Origin of the sequence: Rhodoblastus sp., assembly GCF_052145335.1 — a bacterium.
GTDB lineage: Bacteria > Pseudomonadota > Alphaproteobacteria > Rhizobiales > Beijerinckiaceae > Rhodoblastus.
Window position 1 is genome coordinate 1 of sequence record NZ_JBKQOU010000246.1, and the last position, 25,635, is coordinate 25,635.

23 protein-coding genes and 2 pseudogenes are annotated in these 25,635 nt (G+C 59.0%); 17 read left to right on the forward strand and 8 right to left on the reverse strand.

Annotated features, from left to right (window positions below; all coding sequences use genetic code 11):
• The first annotated feature begins 258 nt into the window (after window positions 1–258).
• The gene (locus ACLP2E_RS15615) at window positions 259–2,625 is read left to right on the forward strand and encodes a TonB-dependent receptor (protein WP_442464085.1); all 2,367 of its coding nucleotides are present in this window, start codon (window positions 259–261) and stop codon (window positions 2,623–2,625) included.
• 130 nt (window positions 2,626–2,755) lie between these two features.
• On the opposite strand, the gene ACLP2E_RS15620 is transcribed toward ACLP2E_RS15615, so the two are convergent.
• Window positions 2,756–3,151 carry an EF-hand domain-containing protein gene (locus tag ACLP2E_RS15620; RefSeq protein WP_442464086.1) on the reverse strand — a complete coding sequence of 132 codons (396 nt, stop codon included), beginning with the start codon at window positions 3,149–3,151 and terminating at the stop codon, window positions 2,756–2,758.
• Between the two features lie 130 nt (window positions 3,152–3,281).
• Between ACLP2E_RS15620 and tnpC the strand changes: the two are divergent.
• Window positions 3,282–4,532, forward strand: a pseudogene (gene tnpC / locus ACLP2E_RS15625) (IS66 family transposase); the annotation flags it as partial.
• Between the two features lie 404 nt (window positions 4,533–4,936).
• Here tnpC and ACLP2E_RS15630 read toward each other — a convergent pair.
• From ACLP2E_RS15630 to ACLP2E_RS15640, 3 genes are all read right to left on the reverse strand, one after another.
• On the reverse strand, window positions 4,937–5,227 hold the full coding sequence (locus ACLP2E_RS15630) for a hypothetical protein (RefSeq protein WP_442466468.1): 291 nt from the start codon (window positions 5,225–5,227) through the stop codon (window positions 4,937–4,939).
• 90 nt (window positions 5,228–5,317) lie between these two features.
• A complete protein-coding gene (locus ACLP2E_RS15635; RefSeq protein WP_442464088.1) occupies window positions 5,318–6,331 on the reverse strand; it encodes a PQQ-dependent catabolism-associated beta-propeller protein in 1,014 nt (337 codons plus the stop codon).
• 1 nt (window position 6,332) lies between these two features.
• On the reverse strand, window positions 6,333–6,500 hold the full coding sequence (locus ACLP2E_RS15640) for a hypothetical protein (protein WP_442464089.1): 168 nt from the start codon (window positions 6,498–6,500) through the stop codon (window positions 6,333–6,335).
• Window positions 6,501–6,535: 35 nt separating this feature from the next.
• Here ACLP2E_RS15640 and ACLP2E_RS15645 point away from each other — a divergent pair, with 35 nt between their 5' ends.
• The 4 genes from ACLP2E_RS15645 (at window position 6,536) to ACLP2E_RS15660 (ending at window position 12,489) form a co-directional block, all read left to right on the forward strand.
• The gene (locus tag ACLP2E_RS15645; protein ID WP_442464090.1) at window positions 6,536–8,374 is read left to right on the forward strand and encodes a PQQ-dependent methanol/ethanol family dehydrogenase; all 1,839 of its coding nucleotides are present in this window, start codon (window positions 6,536–6,538) and stop codon (window positions 8,372–8,374) included.
• Between the two features lie 98 nt (window positions 8,375–8,472).
• The gene (locus ACLP2E_RS15650; protein ID WP_442464091.1) at window positions 8,473–9,690 is read left to right on the forward strand and encodes a pentapeptide repeat-containing protein; all 1,218 of its coding nucleotides are present in this window, start codon (window positions 8,473–8,475) and stop codon (window positions 9,688–9,690) included.
• Complete coding sequence (locus tag ACLP2E_RS15655; RefSeq protein ID WP_442464092.1) at window positions 9,672–11,336, forward strand: ATP-binding protein; 1,665 nt, start codon at window positions 9,672–9,674, stop codon at window positions 11,334–11,336. Before ACLP2E_RS15650 ends, ACLP2E_RS15655 begins: the two co-directional genes overlap by 19 nt.
• A 472-nt stretch (window positions 11,337–11,808) precedes the next feature.
• Window positions 11,809–12,489, forward strand: coding sequence for a response regulator transcription factor (locus ACLP2E_RS15660; protein WP_442464093.1), 681 nt, complete (start codon window positions 11,809–11,811; stop codon window positions 12,487–12,489).
• A gap of 108 nt (window positions 12,490–12,597) precedes the next feature.
• Here the strand turns inward: ACLP2E_RS15660 and ACLP2E_RS15665 are convergent, their stop codons facing one another.
• Window positions 12,598–12,882, reverse strand: coding sequence for a hypothetical protein (locus tag ACLP2E_RS15665; protein WP_442464094.1), 285 nt, complete (start codon window positions 12,880–12,882; stop codon window positions 12,598–12,600).
• Window positions 12,883–13,251: 369 nt separating this feature from the next.
• Here ACLP2E_RS15665 and ACLP2E_RS15670 point away from each other — a divergent pair, with 369 nt between their 5' ends.
• Genes ACLP2E_RS15670 through ACLP2E_RS15690 form a run of 5 tightly spaced genes read left to right on the forward strand, consistent with a single transcriptional unit; the run spans window position 13,252 to window position 18,055 of the window.
• Complete coding sequence (locus ACLP2E_RS15670; protein ID WP_442464095.1) at window positions 13,252–14,511, forward strand: NRAMP family divalent metal transporter; 1,260 nt, start codon at window positions 13,252–13,254, stop codon at window positions 14,509–14,511.
• A 10-nt stretch (window positions 14,512–14,521) separates the two neighbouring features.
• Window positions 14,522–15,262 carry a TerC family protein gene (locus ACLP2E_RS15675; RefSeq protein ID WP_442464096.1) on the forward strand — a complete coding sequence of 247 codons (741 nt, stop codon included), beginning with the start codon at window positions 14,522–14,524 and terminating at the stop codon, window positions 15,260–15,262.
• Window positions 15,259–16,311: an FtsH protease activity modulator HflK gene (gene hflK / locus ACLP2E_RS15680; RefSeq protein ID WP_442466469.1), complete on the forward strand. Its 1,053-nt coding sequence runs from the start codon at window positions 15,259–15,261 to the stop codon at window positions 16,309–16,311. Before ACLP2E_RS15675 ends, hflK begins: the two co-directional genes overlap by 4 nt.
• On the forward strand, window positions 16,311–17,198 hold the full coding sequence (gene hflC, locus ACLP2E_RS15685) for a protease modulator HflC (RefSeq protein ID WP_442464098.1): 888 nt from the start codon (window positions 16,311–16,313) through the stop codon (window positions 17,196–17,198). Before hflK ends, hflC begins: the two co-directional genes overlap by 1 nt.
• Before the next feature lie 53 nt (window positions 17,199–17,251).
• Window positions 17,252–18,055 carry a tetratricopeptide repeat protein gene (locus ACLP2E_RS15690; RefSeq protein ID WP_442464099.1) on the forward strand — a complete coding sequence of 268 codons (804 nt, stop codon included), beginning with the start codon at window positions 17,252–17,254 and terminating at the stop codon, window positions 18,053–18,055.
• Between the two features lie 167 nt (window positions 18,056–18,222).
• On the opposite strand, the gene pedF is transcribed toward ACLP2E_RS15690, so the two are convergent.
• Window positions 18,223–18,654, reverse strand: a complete 432-nt coding sequence (gene pedF / locus ACLP2E_RS15695) for a cytochrome c-550 PedF (RefSeq protein ID WP_442464100.1) — start codon at window positions 18,652–18,654, stop codon at window positions 18,223–18,225.
• Between the two features lie 196 nt (window positions 18,655–18,850).
• On the opposite strand from pedF, the gene pqqA reads away from it, so the two are divergent.
• The 4 genes and pseudogenes from pqqA to ACLP2E_RS15715 all read left to right on the forward strand — a co-directional run bounded on the left by pqqA (window position 18,851) and on the right by ACLP2E_RS15715 (window position 20,829).
• The gene (gene pqqA, locus ACLP2E_RS15700) at window positions 18,851–18,928 is read left to right on the forward strand and encodes a pyrroloquinoline quinone precursor peptide PqqA (RefSeq protein ID WP_442464104.1); all 78 of its coding nucleotides are present in this window, start codon (window positions 18,851–18,853) and stop codon (window positions 18,926–18,928) included.
• A gap of 124 nt (window positions 18,929–19,052) precedes the next feature.
• Window positions 19,053–19,430, forward strand: a complete 378-nt coding sequence (locus ACLP2E_RS15705; RefSeq protein ID WP_442466470.1) for a c-type cytochrome — start codon at window positions 19,053–19,055, stop codon at window positions 19,428–19,430.
• A 458-nt stretch (window positions 19,431–19,888) separates the two neighbouring features.
• A pseudogene (istB, locus tag ACLP2E_RS15710) lies at window positions 19,889–20,479 on the forward strand (IS21-like element helper ATPase IstB); the annotation flags it as partial.
• Window positions 20,480–20,550: 71 nt separating this feature from the next.
• Entirely contained in the window at window positions 20,551–20,829 is a 279-nt protein-coding gene (locus ACLP2E_RS15715) for a hypothetical protein (protein WP_442464102.1), read from the forward strand.
• A 397-nt stretch (window positions 20,830–21,226) separates the two neighbouring features.
• Here ACLP2E_RS15715 and ACLP2E_RS15720 read toward each other — a convergent pair whose 3' ends face one another.
• Together ACLP2E_RS15720 and ACLP2E_RS15725 are read right to left on the reverse strand one after the other, a co-directional pair.
• Window positions 21,227–21,493 (reverse strand): hypothetical protein, encoded by a 267-nt coding sequence (locus tag ACLP2E_RS15720; protein ID WP_442466471.1) that lies wholly within the window; start codon window positions 21,491–21,493, stop codon window positions 21,227–21,229.
• Between the two features lie 865 nt (window positions 21,494–22,358).
• Window positions 22,359–22,658 (reverse strand): helix-turn-helix domain-containing protein, encoded by a 300-nt coding sequence (locus ACLP2E_RS15725; protein ID WP_442466472.1) that lies wholly within the window; start codon window positions 22,656–22,658, stop codon window positions 22,359–22,361.
• A gap of 491 nt (window positions 22,659–23,149) precedes the next feature.
• On the opposite strand from ACLP2E_RS15725, the gene ACLP2E_RS15730 reads away from it, so the two are divergent.
• Both ACLP2E_RS15730 and repA read left to right on the forward strand, forming a co-directional pair.
• A complete protein-coding gene (locus ACLP2E_RS15730) occupies window positions 23,150–23,416 on the forward strand; it encodes a DUF7146 domain-containing protein (protein WP_442466473.1) in 267 nt (88 codons plus the stop codon).
• A gap of 1,290 nt (window positions 23,417–24,706) precedes the next feature.
• A partial coding sequence (gene repA / locus ACLP2E_RS15735) for a plasmid partitioning protein RepA (protein WP_442466474.1) occupies window positions 24,707–25,635 on the forward strand: 929 nt, incomplete at its 3' end.

Below are 25,635 nucleotides of genomic sequence, written 5' to 3' on the forward strand. Positions count from 1 at the left end.
GGCGGTGTTTACCATTTAGCGTAGGTCTATTGTAACCTCAAAACCACATTCAGAGGAATTATATTATTCGGGAAAAAATCCCGATATCTTCGGGAGTGCGTCACCGGACACTCTCGACTATAAATGCCATCTTAAGCGAATCGGCATAAACTCTATTGATCGTAACGAACGGGAAGAGAGGTCGATTCTCTTCGTTTGGCTGTCCGGTCGCTCGTTCTTGTCGTCCCCAATGAGGGGCGGAAACTTGGGAATCGCAAAATGACGCGCATATCCTGGCTGTCTCTTGCCGGCGCTCTCGCCGCAGTCGCCGCATCGGCCCAGCACGCTTCGGCGCAGGACGGCGGCGTTGTGGTCCTGCCCGACATCAACATCACCACCGACGCGCCGACCCCAGCGCCGCCAGTTGCGGTTCCTGCGTCCGATGCCGGTGTCGCTGGCTCCCCATTCAATTTCACCCAGGATCTGACGCCTTCGAACAACACCCGCATCGACGCCAAGGAAATCGCGCGCACCGGTTCGCCGGCGGCGGCGGATACGCTCCAACGCCTGGTGCCAGGCGTCGACATTCAGGGACCCACCGGCAACATGCTGTCGCCCGACGTGGTCTTTCGCGGCTTCGTTTCCTCGCCGGTCCAAGGCACGCCGCAGGGCCTCGCCGTCTACCAGAACGGCGTACGCGTCAACGAGGCGTTCGGCGACACGATGAACTGGGACATGCTCCCGACCTTCGCCATCTATTCGATGGACATGATCTCCAACAATCCGGCGTTCGGCCTCAACGCGCTCGGCGGCGCCGTCAATATCAAGATGAAGGACGGCTTCAATACCCAAGGCGGCCGCGTCGAGTTTTCCGGCGGCTCCTACGGCCGCGTCCAGGGCGGGGTCGATTACGGCAAACAGGTCGGAGACTTCGCGTTCTACGGTGCCCTGGAGGGCGTGCATGACGAGGGCTATCGCGAGTTTGGCGCCTCCACGATCCGCCGCTTCTACGGCGACCTCGGCTACCGCGCCAACGGCAACGAGGTTCACCTGACCGCCGGCCTCTCCGACAATCTGTTCGGCGCGAGCGGTTCGGCGCCAGTCCAGTTGCTTCAGCAGGACTGGAGCAACGTCTATACGACGCCGCAGACCATTCATACCCAGATCGGGCAGATCGCGCTCTCTGGCAATTTCAGCCTGTCGCCGACCTGGAGCCTTACCGCCAACTCCTATGTGCGCCGCTATGTCGAGCACATCGTCGACGGCAACCCGACCAATGTGCAGCCCTGCGACGACCCAACCCAGCTCTGCTTCAACGATACGACGACCCCGGCCAATGGCCTGAACGGCCAGCAACTCCCCAACACTTTCCCGCCCGGCGCCGTGCTCGGCGAGATCGACCGCTCGAGCATCCTCACCACCAGCGCCGGGACGAGCGCCCAGCTCTCGAATACGGACACTTTATTCGGGTTCAAGAACCACGTCACCTTCGGCGCGAGCTTCGACTACGGCTCGACCAATTACAGCGCCACCGCCGAACTCGGGACCGTCGCGCCCAATTATGTCGTCCTCGGCTCCGGAACCTATCTTGGACCTTCCGGAAATCCCGTTTCCGATGGCCCGGTCAATGTCGTTTCGCTTAACCGCTATCTCGGGATCTATGCCCTCGACGCGCTCGACCTCACCGACAAGCTGACGCTTTCCGCCGGCGCGCGCTTCAACCTCGCCTCGATCTCGCTCTTCGATCAGCTCGGCGGCAACGCCACCGGCAACAGCGAATATACGCACGTCAATCCGGTCGTCGGCCTGACCTACAAGATCACGCCGGACCTGCTGGTCTATGGCTCCTTCGCGGAATCGAACCGCGCGCCGACGCCGCTCGAACTCGGCTGCGCCAACCCCCAGCAGCCCTGCATCCTGGCGAGCTTCCTGGTCGCCGACCCGCCGCTCCAGCAGGTCATCGCCCAGACTTTCGAGGCGGGCTTCCGCGGCCAGCAGGTCCTCGCCAACGATTTGGGCGCGCTCGGCTGGAAGGCCGGCGTCTATCGCACGCTCAGCACCAACGACATCCTGAACATCCCCGATCCCTTCCAGCAGGGCTTCGGCTATTTCGCCAATGTCGGCGACACCTTGCGCCAGGGTTTCGAAGCCCAGCTCAATTACCGTAAGGGCCCGTTCACAATCCGCGCGACCTACGCCTATATCGACGCGACCTTCCGCAATTATCTGACGCTCGGCTCGAACAGCCCGTCCGCCGACGCCAATGGCAACATCTTCGTCGTGCCGGGCGACCAGCTTCCGCTGATCCCGCGCCAGCACGGCAAAGTCAGCCTCGATTGGGACATCGATTCCAAAACCCGCGTGGGCGCCGACATCCTGGTCGTCGGCCCGCAGCGCTTTGTCGGCGACGAATCCAACCAGCAGCCCCTGCTGCCGGGCTACGCCACGGTCTCGCTCAACGGCGCCTACAAGGTCACGCACGATCTCGAAGTGTTCGCTATCGCCAACAACATCCTCAATCACCGTTACTATACCTACGGAACCTATTTCGACACGACGGCGCTATTCCAGGCCTTCACCAATCCGCAAAGCGTCGTGCCCGCACAGCCGCTCTCGGTCTATGCCGGATTGCGCTACACGTTTTGAGCCGACGTCTCGCTTTCGTTCTGCCCAAGGCGGGGTCGCTCGCCGCGAACCTCATCAAGCAAAATGGCGAGACCCTCGGTCTCGCCATCTTTTTTTGCGGATCGTCTTGGCAGATTGTCTTGCCGAAATTTTACTTCAGCAATTTCAGCAGGGCGCGGCCGGCCGTGCTGTGCAATTCCTTGGCGGTGAGCGTGCCGTCGTTGTCGGTATCGGCGGCCTTGAACCGGGCCTCGACCACGGCGAGATATTCGTCCTTGGTCAAAGTGCCGTCCTTGTCGAGATCGGCGGCGGAGAGTTCCCCTTTCTTCATGCGGCGGCGCAGCTCTTTGGCGTCGAGTGTGCCGTCGTGTTCGTGGTCGAGCTTGTCGAACAAAACTCCCGCGGCTTTCTTGGCCTCAGCCAAATCGATCGTCGCGTCATTGTCCGTGTCGAGCCCCTTGGGCAGGCCGGAGCGGGCGGCGGCGGGCGACGCGGCGAAGGCGATCAGGCCGGCGAAGGAAATCAATAATGGGCGGCGGGAAATCATGATGAAGACCTCCGATTTCGGATGATCAGAAACATAGACGCAACTGTTCCTGCACTCAACGGGAAAATATCCCGATATTGTAGTTACCCAGGCCCTTGCCAGCCCTGCGAAAGTCTGAATCCATGGCGGCATGAACCGCGATGATTTGAATCGGCTGAACAAGGAAGAGCTGATTGAACTGGTGCTGCGATTGCAGCGGCCGGACAAAACCTCGCGCACATCGTCGAAGCCGCCCTCGTCCGACCGCAAGGAGCGGCGTGAAAACTCCAAGCCAGGCGGGGCCAAGCCCGGACACGAAGGACATTCGCGCAGATTGTGTGATAGATGCGGTCGAAGATCACGAACCAACCCATTGCCCCCGCTGCCATCTACCATTTGGCGCCGGCGACGAGCGGGAATTGATCGGCGAATACGACGAGGTCGAAATACCGCCGGTTCGGCCGTTTGTGCGTCGGCATCGACGCTTTGCGATCCGCTGCTCCTGCTGTGGCGATCAGGCGCCCGCACCTTTGCCCGCCGCTGCGAAGGGAACGCCATTTGGACCGCGCATTCATGCGTTGGCGATCTATTTGAAGAGCCGGCAAGCCTGTCATATGAGCGGTTGCGCCAGGCGTTCCTCGATCTTTTTGGCCTCGCCGTCAGCGAGGGCGCGCTGATGAATATGTTCGCGCGCACGAAGGCGGCGTTCGAGGACAAGCGCTCGTCCGCGCTGGCGATCTTGCGTCAGGCGGAGTTTGTCGCCAGCGACGAGACCGGCATGCGGATCGAGGGCGTCAACGGTTTTCATTGGGTGTTTCATTGCAAGGACGCCGTGGTTCACACCGCCGCCTTCACCCGTTCCGCCGAGGTCGTGCGTCAGACCATGGCCGGGCATCAGCCGAAGGTCTGGACCTCCGACCGTTACAGCGCGCAACAGGGCCATGGCGAACTGCACCAGACATGTCTGGCCCATCTCCAGCGCAAGGCGCGGTTTGCCGACGAGAATGGCGAAGACGACGCGCCTTTCCGGCTGAAACTATGGCTGGATCGGGCCTTCGCGCTCGCCGCGGACATCAACAGATTGGCGACGTCGACGATCCGAGCCAGGCGAAGCAAGCTGGAGAACGATCTCGGCGCCATCTTGCAAACGCCGACGGACTGCGCGTTGAGCCGAGATCTGTTGGCCAACGTCGCCAGAGCGCGCGATCAATTGCTGACTTTCTGTGCCTTTCCCGGCGAGGTCGAAGCGACCAACAACGGCTGCGAGCGCGATCTGCGTCCTTCAGTCATCCAGCGCAAAGTCACCAACGGTCATCGCGCCAAATGGGCCGCTGATTACGAGACCGCCGTGCGCACCGCCACCAATACCGCGCGTCTGGCGGGCGCAGGTCCCTTCCAGACATCTTGCAAACCGTCGCATCCTGAGCGCGCCAAACGAGTTTGCAGACCAGCCAACCCAATTAAGAAATCGTCATTCCGCCAATCGCTGCCCGCAGGCGTGGGTAATTACCCGATTTTTGTAGGAGTTATTGAAATTGTATTTCTAGATCATATGCTTACCGTCAGTGTTTGGGCAACGTCATGTGGCATTTATTTGAAAGCCACACAGCAAGGGTCGTATCGAGCCTTTTTTCGTCCGCCGCCATTGCAAGCGCGGGTCAACGTGGACTCTCTGCATGGTCACCCCGTGTTAGCCTCCTCCGACTGGCATCCATCGGCCATAATTTGTGACCGATGGATTTTTTTTATTTGGCGGATAGCGGAAAAAGCATCGACGCGCGACAATCGCGCTGCCGTCGTAGAGCCTTACTTTGAGCAGTCGACAAGATCCTTGTCGCCTATATCAAAGATCTGGCCTTCGACAATTGACAGGTTCTTCGCCCGGCGGACTCGACCATTCCTGAACACGATCCGGGCGTCATACTGGCCGGTCGGAACGCCGGTGATCTTCAACCGCTCATCCGCGTCGACGGCGGCATCCTTGTCGTTCTGGCATTGGTTCGGACCGAATTTTTCGGTCCCGGCGGGGGCGAGTTTGAAGTCGGTGATTGTCCATGCCGTCAGGTTCCAAAATCGTGTCGGCTTCTCCTCAGCCATCGCGGACGCCATGGCAACCAGTATGATTGCGGTCGCGAAATTTAAAATTCGCATTATTACCTCCCCAACGTTGCTTGCTTTTTTATTTGCTCATGGTTTTTGCGCCCCGACGATGACCAGATCCCAGGGTGATTCTCCGACTTGCACGGATTTGATCACTCTCATCGCCGCTACGTCGATCACCGACACGTCGTTTGAAACTCCTTTGGTCGTCAGCAGGAATTTGTCGTCCGGGGCGAAACCGGCGTGCCAGACGCGCTGGCCGACCAGCAGATATTTCAGCACCTCGCGCGTCTTCACATCCACCGCCGCCATGCGATTGGCCGGCCCGAGCGAGACGAAGGCCAGCTTGCCGTCGCGCGAAATATTGATTCCCACGGGTTGGACATTTTCGCTGCGCAGGCCCGGCACATCGAATTTCACCCGATCGATGATCTTATGGGTCGCGGAATCGATGACGACCACGTCGCCGCCGATTTCGCCCGAGACCCAGACCTGGGCTCCGTCCGGTGTGAAGGCGGCGAAACGCGGCCGCGCATCGACCGGCACATTGGCCAGGACTTTACGTTTTTCGGTGTCGACGAAATGCGCCATATTGGTGGTTTCGGTGGTGGCGACGACGAGCTTGCCATCGGGACTGACGGCCAATCCTTCCGGTTCGACGCCGACGCGGACCTCGCCGAGCAGGTTTTTCGTCGCGACATCGATGAAGCTGAGGAAATTGCTGTCTTCATTGGTGACGAAGATGGTCTTGCCGTCCGGCGAAATGTCGATCCGCTCCGGATCGCGGCCGGAGGGAAAATCGCCGGTGACGGTCAGGCTTTGCGGATCGATGATGGCGATCTTGTCGTCGTCGCCGAGCGCGACATAGACGGTTTTGCCGTCCGGGCTGGCGATAATTCCGCGCGGGCGCTGGCCGACTGGAATGGTCTTTTTCACCGCCATCGTCTCGATGTCGAGCACGGTTACGCTATTGCCCTTTTCGTTGCTGATGAAGGCGTCGGTGGCCATCGCCGGAGCGGCGGCCGGCAATGTGGTGGCGAAAAGGAAACTCGCCGCCAAGGCGCGGCGCAAAGCAGAAGAGAAATTGTTTTCAGATGGCATTTTAGCTCCGGGCGAACGAGGCCGAGCGTGACCAGATCGGAATGCGGGCGTCGCCGATCTGGCAGATTGCGGCGCCGCCGTGCTTTTGAGAAACTGAACCAAAGTACAGGTCGCGAAGGGGCGCTTTGATCGCCGCCCTCATGATTTTCTTAAAATCGAAATTGAACATTGCCCCCGGCTACCAAGACAAAAAGGGGAGGTCTTATGTTTCGAACCAAAAAAACCGGCACAGCTATCGCTTTGGCGCTGGCGGCTATGGCGATCGGCATGGCGGATGCGCCGAAGTCCTTCGCCAAGGACGTGACCTGGGAAGACATCGCCGCCGGGCCGGACAAGACCGACAGCGTGCTGATGTATGGCTTGGGTCTGAAGGCCCAGCGCTACAGCAAGCTCGACGAAATCAATGTCAAAACCGTTTCCAAGCTGGCGCCCGAATGGGCGTTTTCGTTCGGCGACGAACGCCAGCGTGGGCAAGAAACCCAGGCTATCGTCAGCGATGGCGTCATTTACGTGACCGCTTCCTATTCCCGCCTCTTCGCCCTCGACGCCCGCACCGGCAAGAAAAAGTGGGAATATCAGGCCAAGCTTCCCGACAATACGCGCCCTTGCTGCGACGTGGTGAACCGTGGCGCGGCAATCTATGGCGACAAGGTGTTCTTCGGAACGCTGGACGCGGGAATGGTCGCGTTGAACAAGGAAACCGGCAAGCTGGTCTGGAAAGAAAAGTTCGCCGATCATGAAGGCGGCTACACGATGACCGGCGCCCCGACGATCGTCAAAGACCAGAAGACGGGCCGCGTCATGCTCGTCCATGGGTCTTCGGGCGATGAGTTCGGCGTCCTCGGCTACCTGTTCGCCCGCGACCCCGATACGGGCAAGGAAATCTGGGCTCGCCCGCTGGTGGAAGGGCACATGGGCCGTCTCGACGGCAAGGACAGCACCATTTCAGGCGATCCCAAGGCTCCGTCCTGGCCGCGTGACGCCAAAGGCGAATTGGTCGAGCCCTGGAATCATGGCGGCGGCGCGCCCTGGCAGAGCGCCTCGTTCGATCCGGAAACCAACACCATCATCGTCGGCGCGGGCAATCCGGCTCCATGGAACGGCTGGGCTCGCACCCCGGGCGACAGCCTGTTCACCTCCGGCCAGGCCTATATCGACGCCTCGACGGGCGATCTGAAGGGATTCTATCAGCATACGCCGAACGACGCCTGGGACTTTTCGGGCAACAACGAACTGGTGCTGTTCGATTTCAAGGACGCCAACGGCAAGTCCATCAAGGCCTCGGCCCACGCGGATCGTAACGGCTTCTTCTTCGTGACCGATCGCGCCAAGCTTTCCGCGGCGGGTGGCGATCCGAACAGGCCGCACGCGCTTCTGGCGGCCTATCCTTTCGTCGACAACATCTCCTGGGCCAAGGGGATCGACCTCAAGACCGGGCGTCCGATCGAAAACGAGGGCCAGCGTCCGCCTCTGCCGGAACCCGGCGAAGAAAAAGGCAAGCCGGTCGAGGTTTCACCGCCCTTCCTCGGCGGCAAGAACTGGAACCCGATGTCCTATAACCCGGATACCGGCCTGTTCTATATTCCGGCCAACAACTGGAAGGAAGACTACTGGACCGACAAGGTCAAGTACACCCGCGGCGCGGCCTATCTCGGCATGGGCTTCCGCATCCACCGGATGTACAAGGATCATGTCGGCAGCCTGCGGGCTCTCGATCCGAACACCGGCAAGATCGTGTGGTCGCATAATGAAGAGTTCCCGTTGTGGGGCGGCACGCTCACCACGAAGGGCGGTCTGGTGTTCACCGGAACCAGCGACGGCTACTTCAAGGCGTTCGACGCCAAGACTGGCGAAGAACTCTGGAAGTTCCAGACGGGCTCGGGCATCATCTCCTCTCCCGTGACCTATGAGCTCGACGGTCACCAGTATGTCGCTCTTGCGTCGGGCTACGGCGGCGCGGTTCCGCTGTGGGGCGGCGACATGGCCGAATTGACCACGCAGGTCTCTCAAGGCGGATCGTTCTGGGTCTTCCGGATCAGATAAGCCAAAGGCGTCATCAACTGATGCGGATGAGGGGCGTTCCACCGGGGCGCCCCTCGCCTGCTTTGCATCGAACCTCGCCAGGGTGCGAGGCAAAACTCATGGTTGAGGAAATGACCGCAATGTTTCGCTCCATCGCGCTGTCGCTGGCCTGTCTTTCCATCCTCTGTTTCCCCATCGTCCCGTCGCGCGCGGCCAATTGGGCTGACGATGGCGTTATCCTCGACATAAATGGCTGTCATCTGGCCCCTGGCGGCAATTGCGCCGGAGCGGACCTGCACAATCAGGATCTGCGTCATGTCGCCCTGTACGATGCGGACATGCATGGCGCCAATCTGCGCGGCGCGAAGCTCGCCAGGGCGGATTTGCGGCACATCAACCTCAAGGGCGCCGATCTGCGCGGCGCCAATCTGGATGGCGCCCAGCTCCCGTCGGCGGCGCTCAGCGGCGCCAATTTCGCCGGCGCTTCCCTTCATGGCGCCGTTCTGGATTCGGCGGATCTATCTTCGGCCGATTTGTCCGGCGCGGATGCGATCGCCGCCAATTTTCATGGCGTCTCCGCCAATGATATCAATTTCGAAAAGGCGAAGCTGATCGCCGCCGATCTCAGCGACGGCGCTTTCAACGGCGCGAATTTCAAATCCGCGAATATGGAAGGCGCCTCGTGGTCGGGCGCCGCCTTTCGAGGCATCGCGACCCAAGGATGCCGAAATTGCCCGACGGGCACGACATGGCTGACCGCTGTGTCAGCCGGTTTGGGCCGCAGCGCGGCGAAATTTTTTCCGTCGCTGGCGCCGGCGGTGGATGTCAGGACCGTCCAGGGCTGCCGACTGGCGCCCCACACCCAATGTCCCGCCGCCGACCTGAGACAGGCGGATCTTCGCCATGCCCCTCTGAGCTATGCCAATTTGTCCGGCGCCAATTTGCGGGGCGCCAATCTGATGCGCGCCGATCTCAACCACGCCGATCTGCGCGGCGCCGACTTGACCGGCGCCATTCTGGACGGCGCCATTGTTTCCGAAACGCGGCTTCAGAACGCCAAACTGGTCGGCGCATCCTTGCGCGGCGCGGATATGAAGTTTGTCCGAATTCGCGAAGCCGACCTGTCCAACGCCGATCTTTCGGGCGCGGATCTCGAACAGGCGCAAGCTTCGAAAACGCGCTTCAACGCAGCGACCATGGTCGGAACCGACCTTCAGGAAGCGGACCTGCTCGCCGCCGATCTCAGCGGCGCAGTCCTCGAAGGCGTTGATATACGCTTCGCCATCTTCCAGGATACCTACATGGAAGGATGCCGAGGATGCCCGACGCACTGGTGAAGCCCCATTCTGTTCCGGCGTTCGCCGTCAGGCTGCTGCCCCATCGGTTCTGGAGGAAATCCCTTTCCGTGAGGAATGGCTTGGCCGCGGTTTTGCTGCTGCTGGCGCTCATGGCCGCTGTCCAGGCCGGGCTGACCATGTATTGGATCGATACCGCCGCTTTCATCATCAAGCGGACCGAAGCCTCACGGACGCAGCTCAATCTTTACGAACAACTCTCGGCGGATGTCAGCCAGTTCATGCTGGGCGCGCTCGAACATCTCGTGCTCACCGATGACGCCCATGAAAACAGCGCGGGCCAAATCTACCAGCATCTCGACCAGCTTATGGCTTCGACCGCGCAGGAAGCGGATTTTGTCACCCTTCATGGCGACAAAGTCGACAATGCGCCGGAAACGGCGCGGTTGCAGCGAATCCGCTCGGTGGTCCTGGAACTGGTCAACGCCGGCGATCGCGCCAGGTCGGACAGTCCGGAGGAAATAGCCCGCAAAGTGAACTGGACCTCCTATCTCTATCACGGCCCCCTCGATCAATTGCTGACGGAAGCCATCGACAGGGAACGCAAAGAGGTCGCGGATGTCATGCAGGAGATGGAGTCCCTGCGCGCTCGCCTCAAGTGGATTGGAGCGAGTTGCCTGGCGCTTCCATTGTTGATGGCGGCTTTGCTCGCCTGGATTATCGGTCAGTCCGTGCTGAACCCCGTCTACAAGCTGGTGAACGGTGTCAAGGCGCTCGGGCAGGGACAGCTTTCTTACCGAATCAAGGTGCGGGGTCATGACGAATTCGGCCTTCTGGCTCAGTATATAAATCGAATGGCCGGGAAACTCGGCGCGCGTAACCGAAAACTCATCGAGCAAAATGAAACATTGGAGGCGATCGTCAGCCATCGCACCCAATCCTTGCGTGAGATCAACGATGAATTGCGCGCCGTCGATGCAAGCCGCAAGCGCTTCTTTGCCGACGTCAGTCATGAATTCCGCACGCCTTTGACCATCATCGCAGGTGAAGCGCAGGTGTCCCTGGCCAGTAAGGAAACCGGTCCGCATTCCTATCGCGAGGCGCTGTCGGCGATCCTCGCCAATGCGGGATATCTCAAGCGTCGGATCGACGATCTTCTGACCATCGCGCGCGCTGACGATGGACGTCCATCTTTTGCTTACGCCGATATCGATCTGACCGCCGTCGTCGGAGAAGTCGTCAGCCAGTGCGACGGCATGGCCAAGGCGAATGGCGTCGCCTTGAAATATGAGGAAACCGGGGAAGCGGCGCGGATTGAAGGCGATTTCAGCTGGATCAAGCAATGCCTGCTGACCCTTGTCGACAATGCGATCAAATTTTCACGCCCTGGGCAGGTCGTAAGCCTGATTGTCACGCAAAGCGGGGGCGACACGACTTTGTCCGTCGCCGACGAAGGCGAGGGCGTAAGTCCCGAAGAACTGCCGAATTTGTTCGAGCGGTTCTATCAGACCCAATCCGGACAACGGATGGGAGGAACCGGCCTGGGTCTTTCCGTCGCACGCTGGATCGTCGAGGAGCACAGAGGAAAGATTCACGCCGCAAGTGTTCCAGGAAAAGGCACGACCATTTCCATGCGGTTTCCATCGGCGCCAGGCGTCAGCCAAGCCGATTTTTCCGACTCCGGATAGACGGGCGAAAGTGAAGCGATTCTCGAGGTATCGTGGTCGTCAACCAAGCGGGAATCGTGACGAGCCTGTAGCGCTGGTTTCTTGATGAAAAAGACATTCGACTCTCGATATAAAGTACCATTCGGAGACGTCTTGAAGAGAGCTAGGGTCATTTCGGCAAAAATGCCGGCCGCTCTCTTTTTTTTGCGGGCGCGCCTACAAGAAGACGACAATAACCTCTCAGGGAGGGAGCATGGCTTGGAAGATTCAGACGGCGCTGCTGTCTGGCGCCGAAGCCGCGATTTGGTTCGCCGCACAAATCCCGCTGCTGAATGACCATCCGCCATCTCAATCATGGCGGCCGCAATAGCCTGTCAACTTCCGGATCAACCTATAGCAAGTTTCCGCCAGAACGAATTCGTTGTTTTGCATCTGTTCTTGCGCTGAGGCTTGCGAAAAATTGCGTTCGCTCACAAATGGGATGACCTCGCGGATGAAACTGCTTTTGGTTGAAGACGATAATGGCATCGGCCAATTCATAGTCCGTGGCCTCAAGGGCGCGGGCCATGTTGTGGATTGGGTGGTGCACGGTCGAAGCGCGGCGTCGCGCGCATCCCAGACGAATTATGACGCCGTCATTCTGGACCTGATGCTGCCGGATATGGCGGGCATCGACGTTTGCGCCGAATTGCGCCGGCAGGAGCGGCCGACGCCCATTCTGATCTTGTCCGCCTGCGATCAGATCGACCAGAAAGTATCGGGTCTCGACGCCGGCGCCGACGATTACATTACCAAGCCGTTCGAGTTCAACGAATTGCTGGCCCGGTTGCGGGCCTTGCAACGCAGGACCCAGTCGGAAAGCCGCAAAAACAATCTGAATGCGGGCATTCTGGTGCTGGACCGGGACGCCCACAACGTCTGGCTTGGCAAGCAGAGCATTGATTTGACGCCGCGAGAATTTCGCCTGCTGGAACATTTGTTGGAGAACAAAAACAGGGCGGTCACCCGGAACTCGATCCTTGCCAAGGTTTGGGGCGTCGACGCCGATGTCAATGACAACACGGTTGACGTCTATATCGGTTACCTCCGCAAGAAACTCAATCTCGCTGAGCAACTCGTTACCGTTCGGGGCGTCGGATTCAAATTGCAAGACAAGCAATATGTGACCCATTGATTGATTTAAAACTCGGGGCAGACTGAAGGCGGAAATCGTTATCGCCTCGTGACGTTCGCACAATTTCAGCGGGTGGCGTCATGGCCTTTCTCGGCGCGCGGCGCCGCGTCAGATCCTATTGTCGTCAGGCCGGACGCATTCGGCGCTCTCCAAAGACCAGCTCATGTGCGTGAGCTTGCGCTGTTTTATGATCCAGTCATAGGCGGTCTGGGTCATCAACATGCTGCACAATCCGGCAGCCTCATCGGGAAGAATATCCTGGAATTGGCATATCGATTCATCCGCGGTGAGGCAGACATGGATTCGCACCTTGCAATGATTTTCGCAGGACTCGGCAAAGGCGGGCGTGGCGAGCAACAGGGCAGCGATAGGAAGGGCGCGGATGGTCAGCATGTTCAGACGCCTCCAGGATCCATCCGCGCAAAACTGTCTCGGCGCGGATGACGCGATGAACTGAAGGACCGGCGCGACCGGCGATCCGCATGGCCAAGTCCACGGAAGTTTCCAACGCGCCGGGAGGGCCCGAAGTTTCGTCGGGTGCCCGGCCATGACAAACTCGTCATAAAGTCCGATGCGATCGGCCGTCTGAATTGCCGCCATCTCACGACTTTCTCACAATCCGACGCGGATACTGGCAGCCCTGCCTTCGAACGGCGGGCATTTTTCACGCCAGAGGCTGCTGTGCTCCGGACAGAACCGACACGTGATCGCGCCGCGCGCGCATTCCAGATCGTGACGTCATCCGTCGGGGTCGCGTAATCAATGAGCACGTCCGTTTCGGCGCCTCAGGGAGTTGCGATCTTCGTCCGCCGGATCTGGCTCCGCATTGCCGCCATGGGGCCGGGGCTGCTGGTCATGCTGGCCTATGGCGACGCCGGCAATGTCGTGGTCGCCGCCCAGGCCGGCGCCCGCTGGGGCTATCGTCTGCTTCCTATCCTGCTGTTCGTGACGCCCTTGATTTATATGTTGCAGGAGTTGGCTGTCCGGCTGGGAATTTTCTGCGGAAAGGGTCATGGCGAGGTTCTGAAGGAGACCTTCGGTGACGCCTGGGCCTGGGTATCGGCGGGAGGCCTCGCCACTGCCGCCATCGGTACATTGATCGCGCAATTCACGGCCGTCGCCGGCATAGGCGAATTATTCGACATGCCCCGCGCCGCTACCGTCCCAATTGCGGCATTGGGTCTTCTGGCGGTGGTGGCGACGGATGGTTATCGCCGCGTCGAGCGTATCGCTCTCGCCATCGGGGTGTGCGAAGGCGCGTTTTTCGTGGTGGCGTGGTTCTCGCACCCGAATGCGCAAACAATATTGCGCGACGTCACGGACATTCCGTTCCGCAACAGAGAGTTTCTCTATCTCGCATCCGCCATGATCGGCGCCGTGCTCAACACCTGGATGGTGTTCTACCAGCAATCCGCCGTCGTGGACCGCAATCTGGGACCCGATGATTACAAGATCGCCCGGATCGATACAGCCATCGGCGCGGTGGTCACCCAATTGCTGACGGCGGCGGTTCTCGTGGCGGTCGCTGCGACTTTGGGCGCGCGAGAAAACCATCTGGATATTCATTCGGTCGGCGAAATCAGCGAGGCGCTGACGCCGGTCCTGGGTGAGCGCCTTGGCCGGCTGGTCTTTGCGGTCGGGGTGTTGGGCGCCTCCTCGGTGGCGGCGATCGTGTCGGCTCTGGCGCTCGTCTGGGGCCTGAGCGAGGTCACGGGGCATCGGCACAGCTTCGAGCATCACCCGCTCCGGGCGCGTTGGTTCTTCGGCTTGTTTTCCTTGCTGGTGTGTGGGTGCGTCGTCCTGGTGGTGCGGGTTCACGACCTGATCTGGCTCAATATCGGCATGCAGGTAGTGAGCGCCTTCCTGCTGCCGCTGGTGATCGCCTTGCTCGTCCTCGCGGCGGTGAAGGCGCTGCCGGAGATCCACAGACCTCGCGGCTGGTATCTCTGGATGTTGGTCGCGGCCGCAATCCTGGTTTCTGGAATTGGACTGGTCGGGGGTCTTCTCGGTCTGCTGTCGTGACGGAGGACTCATGAACCTCGACATTCTATCCCAATATTTCGCCCCCATCATCGAGGTCTTCCTCATCGACCTCTTGTTGAGCGGCGACAATGCTGTCGTCATCGGTCTCGCCTGTCGATCGCTGGATCCGGTTTCAAGGCGAAAGGCGATCGTTTTCGGCACCTGGGTGGCGATTTTGATGCGCGTCGGGCTCACGCTCGTCATCGCCTCGCTGCTCACGATTCCCGGCCTCAAACTCGCTGGCGGCGCCGCTTTGACATTGATCGCCGTCCGTCTGCTTGTCGATGAAGAAAAGGGCGGCCCAGACGATCTGGCTTCCGACGGCGCCGATGGCAAGCCGCAGGGGATTGTCACCGCCGTCGGAATCGTCGTCATCGCCGATTTTGTGATGAGCCTCGACAATGTGGTGGCGCTTGCAGCCGTCGCTCAAAACAATGCGGGAATTCTGGTCTTCGGACTTCTGCTCAGCATCCCCCTGCTGATGTTCGGCGGCTTTGCCATTTCAAGCTTGCTGGAACGCTATCCCATTCTGATTGTTGCCGGCGGCGCGCTGCTTGGCTGGATTTCCGGCGACATCGCCATGTCCGATCCGCTGATCGCCAGTTGGGCCTCAACGCAATCGCCTTTTCTGGCGCCGACGATGCCGTGGCTCATCGCAGCCTTCGTCGTTCTCGAGGCGCGGCTCATCAATGAGGAACAACAAAAGCGGCGTCTGGCCGCTTCGCAATCGGCGTCAGGGAGAGAAGCATGACGGGAACAGGCACGACAGACGACGCCCACCGCGCCGACGGTCGACGTTGGCGGATTCCCGCCTTTGCCGTGGAGGAGTTGAAAGCCGCCGTCAAGATACCGAGCGCCGGACCCAAGGGACTTGCGCTCCTCATCGGGCTTGCGGGACTCACGTGGCTGATATCGGGCGTCTACAAGGTCCAACCCGATGAGCAGGGCGTTGTCCTGCAATTCGGACGCTGGGTGGAAACGACCGATCCCGGATTGCATTATCATCTGCCCGCTCCGATCAGCAAGGTCTTGCTACCCAAGGTCACCAAGATCAACCAGATTCAATTGGGCGCCACCGACCAGCCCGAGGCGGACACGGGACGTCCGGCCACGCGCAACCAGATGCTGACCGGCGACGAAAATATCGTCGAAGCGGATTGCGTGGTGTTCTGGCAGATCAAGGATGCGGGACGCTATCTGTTTTCGGTGTTCAATCCCGAAGCCACGCTGAAGGCGATCGCCGAATCGTCATTGCGTGAAGTGGCGAGCCAGCATCCCATTCAGGCGGCATTGTCGGGCCAGCGGCAATTGATCGCCAGCCAGGTCCGCGAACTGCTGCAACAACGACTGGACGCCGAAGGAACCGGCATACAAATCAGCCAGGTGCAGTTGCAGCGGGTGGACCCGCCCTACCAGGTGATCGACGCTTTCAACGATGTTCAGCGCGCCCGCGCCGACCAGGAACGCGCCCGGAATGAAGCCGAAGCCTATGCCAACGACATACTTCCGCGCGCGCGGGGCCAGGTGGAGATCATCAATCAGGAGGCCAGCGGCTACAAGTCCCAGGTCGTGAACCTGGCCGAAGGCGAGGCAAAGGCCTTTGCCTCAGTCTACCAAAGCTACTCCCGGTCCAAGGATGTTACCGCATGGCGGCTCTACATGGAAAGCATGGATGAAATGCTGAAAAAGGCCTCGAAAGTCGTCATCGATTCTTCGGGGAAAAATGTGAGCGGGGTCGTTCCCTTTATGCCGCTCAGCGACCAGAAGGATAGATCGGCGAACAGCCAGGGAGGTAAATGATGAGTAGCCGCGCGATCCTCCTTCTGGCTGCGGCCGTCGCAGCTGTCATCTGGATTCTGGCGAACAGTCTTTTTGTCGTCGAACAGGGTCAGCAGGCGCTTCTCATTCGCCTGGGCAAACCCATGGGCGATGTTGGAGAGCCCGGTCTGAAGGTCAAGGCGCCCTTGCTCGACAGCATCGTCTATTACGACGCCAGGCCTCTTTCCGTCGAGCCGCCGCCCGAGCAGATCATCCTTGGCGGCCAGAAGCGGCTGGAGGTCGAAACCTATACGCAGTTTCGCATCGCCGATCCGCTGAAATTTTACCAGACTCTCCGCACCGTGGAACAGGCCCGCCTCCAATTGGCGCAGATCGTTAGTTCGTCGCTGCGGCGGGAATTGGGACAATGGCTCCTGCACGATCTCTTGTCCGAAAAACGCCCGAAAATCGTCGACAACATCCAGGCCGAAGTCACCGAAAAAGCGCGCCCATTGGGGATCGAAATCGTTGCGGTGTTGATCCACCGCGCCGACCTTCCCTTCGAGACCAGCCAGGCGATTTACGATCGCATGAAATCGGAGCGTGAGCGCGAAGCCAAGGAATTGCGCGCACAGGGATTCGAATGGGCCCAGCAGATCAAATCCAAGGCGGATCGGGATCGCACGGTCATGTTGTCGGAAGCTGACAGAAACAGCCGCATTGTGCGTGGTGAGGCCGACGCCGCGGCGAACAGCCTGCTTTCGGACGCGTTCGACAAGGATCCGGTTTTCTATCGGTTTTTCCGCTCGCTTCAAAGCTATCGCCGGTCTGTGGCCGATTCCGGCCCGCTGTTGATGCTGTCGCCCGATGAAGGATTTTTGTCCGTCATGAAATCCGGGCCACCATCATTGGGAAAGGGAAATCAGTGACGGCATTGAACGGGAAGCCGAGCTGCACTGTAGCTACGGAAAGGACCAGAAAGATGAAGTTCGTCTTCTATCTCTTCGCCATGCTCGCGGGCGCAGCGCCGGCGCTCGCGCAGGACAGTTCCGCCAGCGACTGGATCCGCAATCCGATTGTCGGCCGATTCAAGGCCTATGCCGAATTCAAAATGGGGAACTACAGATCGGCCCGCAATGTCTGGGAAGTTCTCGCCGGAATTGGCGATTCGGACGCGCTTTTCAATCTCGGCGTGCTCGCCGAAAATGGGTTCGGCGAGCCGATGGACCTCCAGAAAGCCCTGTCGCTTTTCAAGACCGCCGCCGACGCCGGCGGCGTCAATGCGCGATATCGACTCGGCCTGCTTTACAGCAGCGACGAACCCGATCTCAAGGACCTCGACAAGGCGCGGCATTATTTCGGTCTTGCCGCTGCGGCAGGCAACGTGGACGCCATCAGTCGTCTGGCGTCGCTGGAACATAGCGATCGCCCTTTGAGCGAGTTCGAACAGGCGGAGCAATTGAGCAGCGGCGGGCGCCAAGCGGAAGCCGCCGCCATATACCAGCGTCTCGCCGACGCTGGCGACGCCCACGCGCAGGCGCGGCTCGCCTGGATGTACGAACGGGGTCTGGGCGTAGAGCGCAATCTGGAAGAAGCCGGGCGGCGATTTCTGCTGGCCGGAAAGGCCGGCGACGCCGAAGCGCAATATGCCCTCGCCGTCATGTTCAAGACCGGGAAGGGGCAACCCTTTGATTCCAAGGAGAGCCGTGATTGGCTGAAACGCGCCGCCGCGCAAAACTACCCTGCGGCGGTCGCGGCACTGACGGCCCAGGAAAAAGATCAATAGGGGGAAAAAGGCTAAGCGAGGCAGGCGACGAGCTTGAATGCGCAAACCGGGACGATCGCCCCGGCCCGCGTTTGCCTCGAACTTTATGCAGCCAAACTGGGAGTCATTTTCGCGCGCCGACCAACACTCTTTGCGCGCGAAAAAAGCAACCGTGACGTCGAAGCTCGTTAATTATCAACGTGGCGGAAGTCGAGATAAGTGCGGATAGCCCACATCGCTTCCTGGCTCAGGATGCCCTCGAAAGCCGGCATTTTCGTCAGGCCGTTCTGAGTGTATCCGTGGCGAATGCGGTTGAGAAACCATTCATCGCCTTCCTCACCCTTGTCGAGATAGCGCAGGTCGGGAGCGATTCCGCCGGAAACGGCTTCCAGCCCATGACAGCGCGCGCAATTCTGGTTGAAACCTGACGTACCGATTTTCAGCGCGGTGGGATTGCCACGGTACGGGTTTTTATCGCGCCAGCCATCGCCCAATGGGTCGAGGCCCGTCGTATCCACAGGTTGCGGCGCGACGTCGCCATGAGCAAGAACACGGCCCGCGCCGGCAAGTGAGCACCCTACAAGCAGCACGGCAATAAAGGCTCTAGTTCTCGAAGTCATTACGTTCCACCCTAGATAGTTAGCTATCTTTCTGAAATAGATGGTAGCGACCTAGCGCAAAATAGGAATTGTACTTTTGTGCAGCTCTTGTTGTGATTTTTTCTCATGCTTTTCTCATGAAACGTCATTTACTTATATGATAGTTATCAATAACAGTGCTACGCGCTTGTATAGGATCGGATAGGTGGAGGATACGATGGTTTGGGCAGCCCCTGAAGTCATGGAGGTTTGTGTCGGCATCGAAGTGACGAGCTACCTATCTGCGGAAATTTGAGGCGTCAGCCTCCGTATCGGATCATCGGGGTCCCGCGGACCCGCCTCTCAATGCCTTCGGAGGCGGTTCGTGCATTTAGCGCTGCAAGAAAAGGCGACGGAGAGACTTTATGAAAATTGCATCTGTGCTGATCGCTGCCGCGCTTGTCGCCATGACCGGAAGCGGCGCCGCTCGCGCGCAAGACGGCGCGGCGGGCGAAAAAGTGTTCGCCAAGTGCTTGCAGTGCCACCATATCGGCGTCGGCGCGAAGAATTTCTATGGGCCTGAGCTCAACGGGCTGATCGGCCGAAAGGCGGGAAGTGTCCCGGGCTACAACTATTCCGACGCCACCAAGAACTCGGGCATCGTGTGGTCGGAAACGACGTTGCGCACCTATCTGAAGCAGCCCAAGCATGACGTGCCAGGCACAAACATGACGTTCCCTGGATTGCAGAACGAGGCGGACATCAGCAACGTGATTGCCTACATCAAGCAATTCGGAGCCGACGGCAAGCAAATCTGATTCAGCGAGACTTTCAAGCATGATTATGGCGCCCGATGTGCGCGGGCGTCATGATTGCCGCGTCTCCTTTGATGGCGGCGAGCGCCGAAGCTTTGTCGCTTCGTGTACAGCAACCCACCCGCACACGCGCGTACGTCAGACGGGTTCAAACCGCGTCCGCCTTCTAATGATTGTGGCCATGAGCGCCATGGGCATGGTCGGAATGCCCTTGATCGTCGTTCCTTTCTTCGGCCTCTAGCGCTGCGTGCTGGTGCTCGCTGAAATGGACATGATCGTTAATATGGGAATGTGTGTGCTCGTGCGGGTGCGAATGAACCAGGTCCCGTGCCGATACTCATGCACATGAGTGTGCGTGTAGGGATACTCGTGCTGATGCTCATGCGAGTGATTGACCGCTTTCCTTCCAGAAGACACGGGTTCGTTCGGAAAACACCGAATTTCCGCTTGTGGAGTGGCCGACGCCGAGGCGGCAAAAACAGTTCGAAACGCGCGCCAGAGCCGCGCGGCTGCGCCATCACGCCAGCGTCGAGGACGTTCAATTATCAAATCCCGCGCGGTCTCGATCGGGCGCTGCTCCTCAAGCTCGCCGCCTGCGACTGGATCTCCGAACGGCGCAATCTGCTCGTCACCGGAGCCAGCGGCCTGGGCAAAAGCTGGCTGGCCTGCGCGCTTGGACACAAGGCTTGCCGGGAAAACTTCTCTGTCCTCTATACCCGCCTTCCCAGGCTCTTCGCCGATCTGGCGATCGCCCATGGCGATGCGCGCTATTCTCGGCTTTTGCGCTCGATCGCTCGGGCCAAACTGCTCATTCTGGATGATTGGGGCCCGAAGCCCTGACGCCCGAGCAAGCGCGCGATCTCCTCGAAATCGTCGAAGACCGCTATGACAAGGGATCCATTATCATCACCAGCCAGATCCCCGTCGATCGTTGGCACGACATGATCGGGCTTCCAACGCTCGCCGACGCCATCCTCGACCGCGTCATCCACAACGCCTACCGGATCGATCTGGCGGGAGAAAGTCTGCGCAAGACGCGTTCGGGCGCCTGAAATCCATGCGCCCTTGACCAATCATCAACGGCGAAACATCATCAATCCTGACCTGTGACAGCAAACTGCAAGTGGCCGGCTTCAAATCGGAACAGGTGGCCGACTTCCTATTGGAATGCATGGCCGGCTTCGTCGGAATCCGCAACCCGGCGGACCACTCCGCGCACGAAGTCGCCACAGCTGGATTTCAGGGCGTCGCGACCTTCACCTCCGACGGCAAGGCGGAGCGGTTTCCGCTGGCGCCGGCCGGCGACAACAGGCTGGCCGGGACGGCTTCGGCACCGCTTTCCGCCGAGTTCAAGGGCGTGGTGCGGATCACCACCCCGACAGGCAGTACGGCGCAGGGCTAGTTCGACTGATCGAGCGAGATCAATCATGGAGGACGCCAATGCCATGTGATCAGCATTGCGACGCTACCGTCGGGCCGCCGCCAGGCAATCGGTTCTTGAAAGCCCTGTGTCCCCGAAAACAATCGCTGGCGTTAAGGGCGGGAAGGTCTCCTTACCGTGAAGATTGCAGGTCCGTTCACCCAGCACCCAACGTCGCCTCGTGGCGCATCCTCGTCGTTCGCTGTCGCCAGCGAATGGCTCCTCTTCGAGCCGAACGGCACCGTTGTCGGTGGCACTGTTGGCGGCCGTCAAGAGTCGGAGTTCTACCACCACATGTAGTGCCGGGGGCAGCAGTCGGATAGGCAACGATCGAGCTTAGCCAAGGCGCTAAGCCGGCTATAAAAATGCTTTGAAATAATCAGAGACCAGCGCTCAAACGACGAAATATTTCAGAAAGCATCCAACAATGTCCGCGCGCATCTTTCTGTGTCGCGGAAACCTCGATGCGAACGGTATGATCGATTAACTCGACTTTCATTGTCAATGGCGCGTGTTTGTCCTCCGAATGAGAAATGGCAGACAGCTCCGCCATATCCCAAAATAAGCGACCACATTCGCGCTCGTCGAAATCGACAGCGTCAAACTCGAACGGACGAGCGTTTGTCGATTCGGTCTCGTCCTTCATGAATACCTCTCGTATCGCGGAATGAACAAACGATCGCATCCCGCCTCCTGAACACGCCTACTGTCTTTTTTTGCCACGGCCTGCGGCTGACATCGCCACAGATGCCGGGAAACTCCGATGCGTTTCGAATGCAGCGTTTCACGACACGAGGTAACCTTGGATCGTGAGACCCAGCGATTATGAATATATTCATAATGGCTGTCAATGCGCGGAACTGAAGCTAAGGCATTTCAATCATTATGCATTTGGCTTCGGACGTCAGGCGTTGCTGGGGAAAAGTGACCGCAAATTCGACGAACACCGACGAGGGACAAGAGACATGGCTCCCACGCTCACGCGGATCTGCTCCGATTTTTCGGTCGGATAGTTAGCGGTGCCGGTTGTGATTAAGCGCACAGGAAACAGCGTCGCTCGACGACTGATCGCGCGTTGGCGGTATGGTTGTTGGCGGACGTATCCGATAGTGGCTCGACGCTACGTCCATCGCGGGGGCTATGGGCGTATTGGCGGCTTTCGTGGTTTCGTCGCTGATAATATGATCGGTATTGCCGAGACGTTTTATGATATTGTAGTCTTTGCCGACTGCCGCGAATTCTGACGATTTTGCCATTGCCAATTAAAAATTTGAGCCTTCAGCGGCACCAATAATTGCCTCGATCTTGCAACTAAAAGTTTCAAAAATGCCAATTGAAAATGATGACGATAAATTATCGACAGAATTCGAAGAGCGCCTCGCCTATCTCGAAGGACTTCTTCCCGAGATTCTCGAGCACCTACGATTTTTCAGACGCTATAAAAACGTCATGAAGAAGCGAATCAAGGCGGGAAGGGTATCAAAAACAAAACCACGCCGGCGGAAAAGCGCTTAACGCGTATCCATAGCTTGCTTGACGTCGCTCAATGTAGTCGTTTCCTTGGCGTCTCGGGTTAACAGCCAGGAGAGTTCGACGCCAAGATTCTCCGCAATCTTTTCAAGCAGGAGAATCGAGGGGTTTGCTCGGAATTCGATAATCTGCGTGATGAACGCGTGGCTAACGCCGCATTCCTTGCAGAGCCGCAAAATAGACCATTGCCGCGCAAGGCGATATTCATTGAGGTTTTCTCCCAACGATCTCAATGCGCGTGATTTGCGAAACGCGTCTTTCCCCAGACGTTGCTGCGCCACAGCACTTTCCTCGCATATTATTCGTTGCCGTCATCAAAGTGCGGCTTCGTATTTTACGACGACGCTGACAAGAAAGCTTCTTGAGCGCAATTTTACACAGCTGCCATTATATTATCAACACGGCCCGCCTCGCCCGAAGAAGCTATGGTAAATCGGTTAAGCTACGAATATATTCGTAATTTTCGCATTCCATGAGGAGAGGCACTCGCATGTTGGCAGGCGGTAATGATTGCCAAAGGCGGTTGGCAGCCGAGCGCCACAGACCTGGACCACGTGGACTTGAGCTTGGCGCCGCCGAATCGCGTCCTGCCCTTGCGCCACACGAGATCGCGTAACACAATGCTGGCGATCAAAGCTGAAGCAGCGTGCCGAGCCTTGGGGGCTTGCAAACCTTCGGCGGCTATCTTTGTCGCTGTCCGGTCCCGACACATGGCAAGGGGCGAGGCGACCAAAGTCCATCCTTATCGATTTCGGACGGCCATAAGGGGATCGTGTTTTTCTGCTTCGCGGGTTGTGAGCCGCCCGCCATCAAGACGGCCCTTGCGCACCTTGATCTGTCGCGGCCTGCCGCTCAGCTTTCTTCGCCGAGGTTGAGGCCAGGCCGGACGACGACCGCTGACGCGCTGGCACTTTGGCGATCAGCGTTTCCTGTCGCCGGCACATTGGCATCGCGGTATCTGGCAGGGCGTGGACTGCCCCTCCCCCCAAATAGTTTTCGGTTTTTGCCGAAGGCCGACTTCTCACCAAATCGGCGATAGCCCTGCCTCGTCGCGGCCAAGCAATCCGTGTCGCGAGCAATCGTCGGCGTTCAATTGACCATCTTGCATAGAACCAGAGCCGAAAACGCGCCCGTCGACAATCCCCGGAGGGTGATCGTGATGGCCCCCGCTGAGGCGCTTCGTCTTGCCGCAGCCGCTGAGGAAATTGGACTGGCCGAAGGCTATGAGACAGCGCATGCCCGATGTTGATGACTGGTGTGCGAACATGGGCGTCCTGCGGTTCAAGCCGCCTTCGACTCGCTATCTTGTCATCGATCGTGAGTCGGGTTGGCGACTTTGCCGATCCAGACAGGCCTGGGCTCGAGGCTGCGGAACAGTTACGCTCGCGCCACCCCTAACTTGAGAGTGTTGAAATCCGAACGCCTGCTGGGCCGGATGATTACGCCGCAATTAAAAGAAAACGCTTCGGCTAACCGGGCGACCGCTGCCGCGGCTTCCTAAATGTCACCGCGATTACCTGAAGACCGCGTGCTGTGGCCGCATCGTCAAGACGGCTCTCCCCCGGTGGAGAGGCGCACAGCTCCGCAAGATTTCTTTCCATCCGTTGCGCGCTGCGACCGCGGCGCGGTGGATATTTCGGTACTCGCTGGCGCCAACCCGATCATCCGGGGGTAAGGGGCTGTTCTCTGCTCACGATAATAGCTGACGTTTGGTCGGAGTGCCGCCGCCGCTCAGCTCGAGGATCCGACTATAAACTTCGCAGAGATAGGCGAACCTCGCACGCTTGCCGAATTCGACATCGAGCAGCCACTCTGGCTGCCGCCGTTTACACCAATGACTGTATGGTCCGCCCTGCCCTCGAATCTTTGACCAACGTTGCGAGCCTTGGCTCTCGAATTAAGTGCAGGAACCCTCGTACGAGTCTCACAATCAAATGCAGATTCTCAAATGGGCTGCATGAGCAAGTCGTAACTTCGGCACCCGTTCGCGTCTCGGCAAAACCTGAGCGCCAAATTGCGACCTTGTCACGAATTCGGCCCAACAAATTGACAGTGCCGGTCAGCCGGCATCAACGATCGCTGCCAGCTTATCGAGCGAATCATGCTTTAATCGCTTTGCTAGAACGGGAGCCCTTCGGAGTTAGCCGCGGCTAACACTGAAAGATGAAACGCTCGTCCTTTCACCTCGTGGCGTTAACCTTTCAGTAACTCAAAAGTTCTTGCAGAAGCCAGAGAATCGGCCTTATTTAGCTGCACGCGGAAAAATCCAATGTTCTCGAAAAACTCCGCATATTACGATCCAGGCGAAATGGACGGCACGATGGTGAAGATGCCCGAAACAAGCGATACTACGGCCCGCGCCGAATTGCGGACGCTCGTTCAGCGTCACGGAGCCGATCTGGCCAACCAGCTTCAGGCACATCACCGCAACACGTTCCCCCCCGAAGCCGAAAAGACGATTCGGCAGTTCAGTCCCGCCGAGGCTTCCCGACTCATCGGTATTCACGAAGGCTACTTGAGACAGGTGGCGACCGAAGGGAAGGGAATTGCGCCAACAATCAAAAACGGTCGGCGTAGCTATTCTGTCGACGCCATTCATGAAATCCGCAAGCATCTGGATCAAGGCGCGAGAGGCAATCGACGGTACCTGCCGCATCGCACTGCCGGAGAACACCTTCAGGTGATCACGGTAATGAATTTCAAAGGAGGCAGCGGTAAGACGACGACATCCGCTCACCTCGCTCAGTACCTTGCGCTGCACGGCTACCGCGTCCTTGCAATTGACCTGGATCCGCAGGCGAGCTTATCGGCGTTGTTCGGATTTCAACCTGAACTTCATGTCGGAGAAAACGAAACCCTTTATGGAGCTATCCGATACGACGAGCGGCAGCGATCGATCGCGGAGGTCGTTCGCAGTACTTATATTCCGGACCTGCACATCGTTCCGGGAAATCTCGAACTGATGGAGTTCGAGCACGACACGCCGCGGGCGCTTATGACTCGGAAGGCTGGCGACACGCTCTTCTTCGCGCGCATCGGCCAGGCGCTTGCGCAGGCGCAGAACCTCTATGATGTCGTCGTTATCGATTGCCCGCCGCAATTGGGGTATTTGACGCTCTCAGCGCTCACAGCAGCAACAGCCGTTCTCATCACTGTCCACCCGCAAATGTTGGATGTGATGTCGATGGCGCAGTTCCTCCAAATGACCGGAGACTTGCTGGATGAAGTCGCACACGCGGGTGCTTCGACGAGCTATGA

Bases quoted from the DNA above. Each gene is read 5' to 3' on its own strand.
- ACLP2E_RS15640 (WP_442464089.1), bottom strand. From the start codon at position 6,500: ATGTTCAATTTCGATTTTAAGAAAATCATGAGGGCGGCGATCAAAGCG.
- ACLP2E_RS15655 (WP_442464092.1), top strand. From the start codon at position 9,672: ATGCCCGACGCACTGGTGAAGCCCCATTCTGTTCCGGCGTTCGCCGTC.
- ACLP2E_RS15720 (WP_442466471.1), bottom strand. From the start codon at position 21,493: ATGAAGGACGAGACCGAATCGACAAACGCTCGTCCGTTCGAGTTTGAC.
- ACLP2E_RS15630 (WP_442466468.1), bottom strand. From the start codon at position 5,227: ATGGCTGAGGAGAAGCCGACACGATTTTGGAACCTGACGGCATGGACA.
- ACLP2E_RS15620 (WP_442464086.1), bottom strand. From the start codon at position 3,151: ATGATTTCCCGCCGCCCATTATTGATTTCCTTCGCCGGCCTGATCGCC.
- ACLP2E_RS15635 (WP_442464088.1), bottom strand. From the start codon at position 6,331: ATGCCATCTGAAAACAATTTCTCTTCTGCTTTGCGCCGCGCCTTGGCG.
- hflK (WP_442466469.1), top strand. From the start codon at position 15,259: ATGACGGGAACAGGCACGACAGACGACGCCCACCGCGCCGACGGTCGA.
- ACLP2E_RS15650 (WP_442464091.1), top strand. From the start codon at position 8,473: ATGGTTGAGGAAATGACCGCAATGTTTCGCTCCATCGCGCTGTCGCTG.
- ACLP2E_RS15660 (WP_442464093.1), top strand. From the start codon at position 11,809: ATGAAACTGCTTTTGGTTGAAGACGATAATGGCATCGGCCAATTCATA.
- ACLP2E_RS15645 (WP_442464090.1), top strand. From the start codon at position 6,536: ATGTTTCGAACCAAAAAAACCGGCACAGCTATCGCTTTGGCGCTGGCG.
- ACLP2E_RS15675 (WP_442464096.1), top strand. From the start codon at position 14,522: ATGAACCTCGACATTCTATCCCAATATTTCGCCCCCATCATCGAGGTC.
- ACLP2E_RS15665 (WP_442464094.1), bottom strand. From the start codon at position 12,882: ATGCTGACCATCCGCGCCCTTCCTATCGCTGCCCTGTTGCTCGCCACG.
- ACLP2E_RS15670 (WP_442464095.1), top strand. From the start codon at position 13,252: ATGAGCACGTCCGTTTCGGCGCCTCAGGGAGTTGCGATCTTCGTCCGC.
- ACLP2E_RS15690 (WP_442464099.1), top strand. From the start codon at position 17,252: ATGAAGTTCGTCTTCTATCTCTTCGCCATGCTCGCGGGCGCAGCGCCG.
- hflC (WP_442464098.1), top strand. From the start codon at position 16,311: ATGAGTAGCCGCGCGATCCTCCTTCTGGCTGCGGCCGTCGCAGCTGTC.
- pqqA (WP_442464104.1), top strand. From the start codon at position 18,851: ATGGTTTGGGCAGCCCCTGAAGTCATGGAGGTTTGTGTCGGCATCGAA.
- ACLP2E_RS15615 (WP_442464085.1), top strand. From the start codon at position 259: ATGACGCGCATATCCTGGCTGTCTCTTGCCGGCGCTCTCGCCGCAGTC.
- pedF (WP_442464100.1), bottom strand. From the start codon at position 18,654: ATGACTTCGAGAACTAGAGCCTTTATTGCCGTGCTGCTTGTAGGGTGC.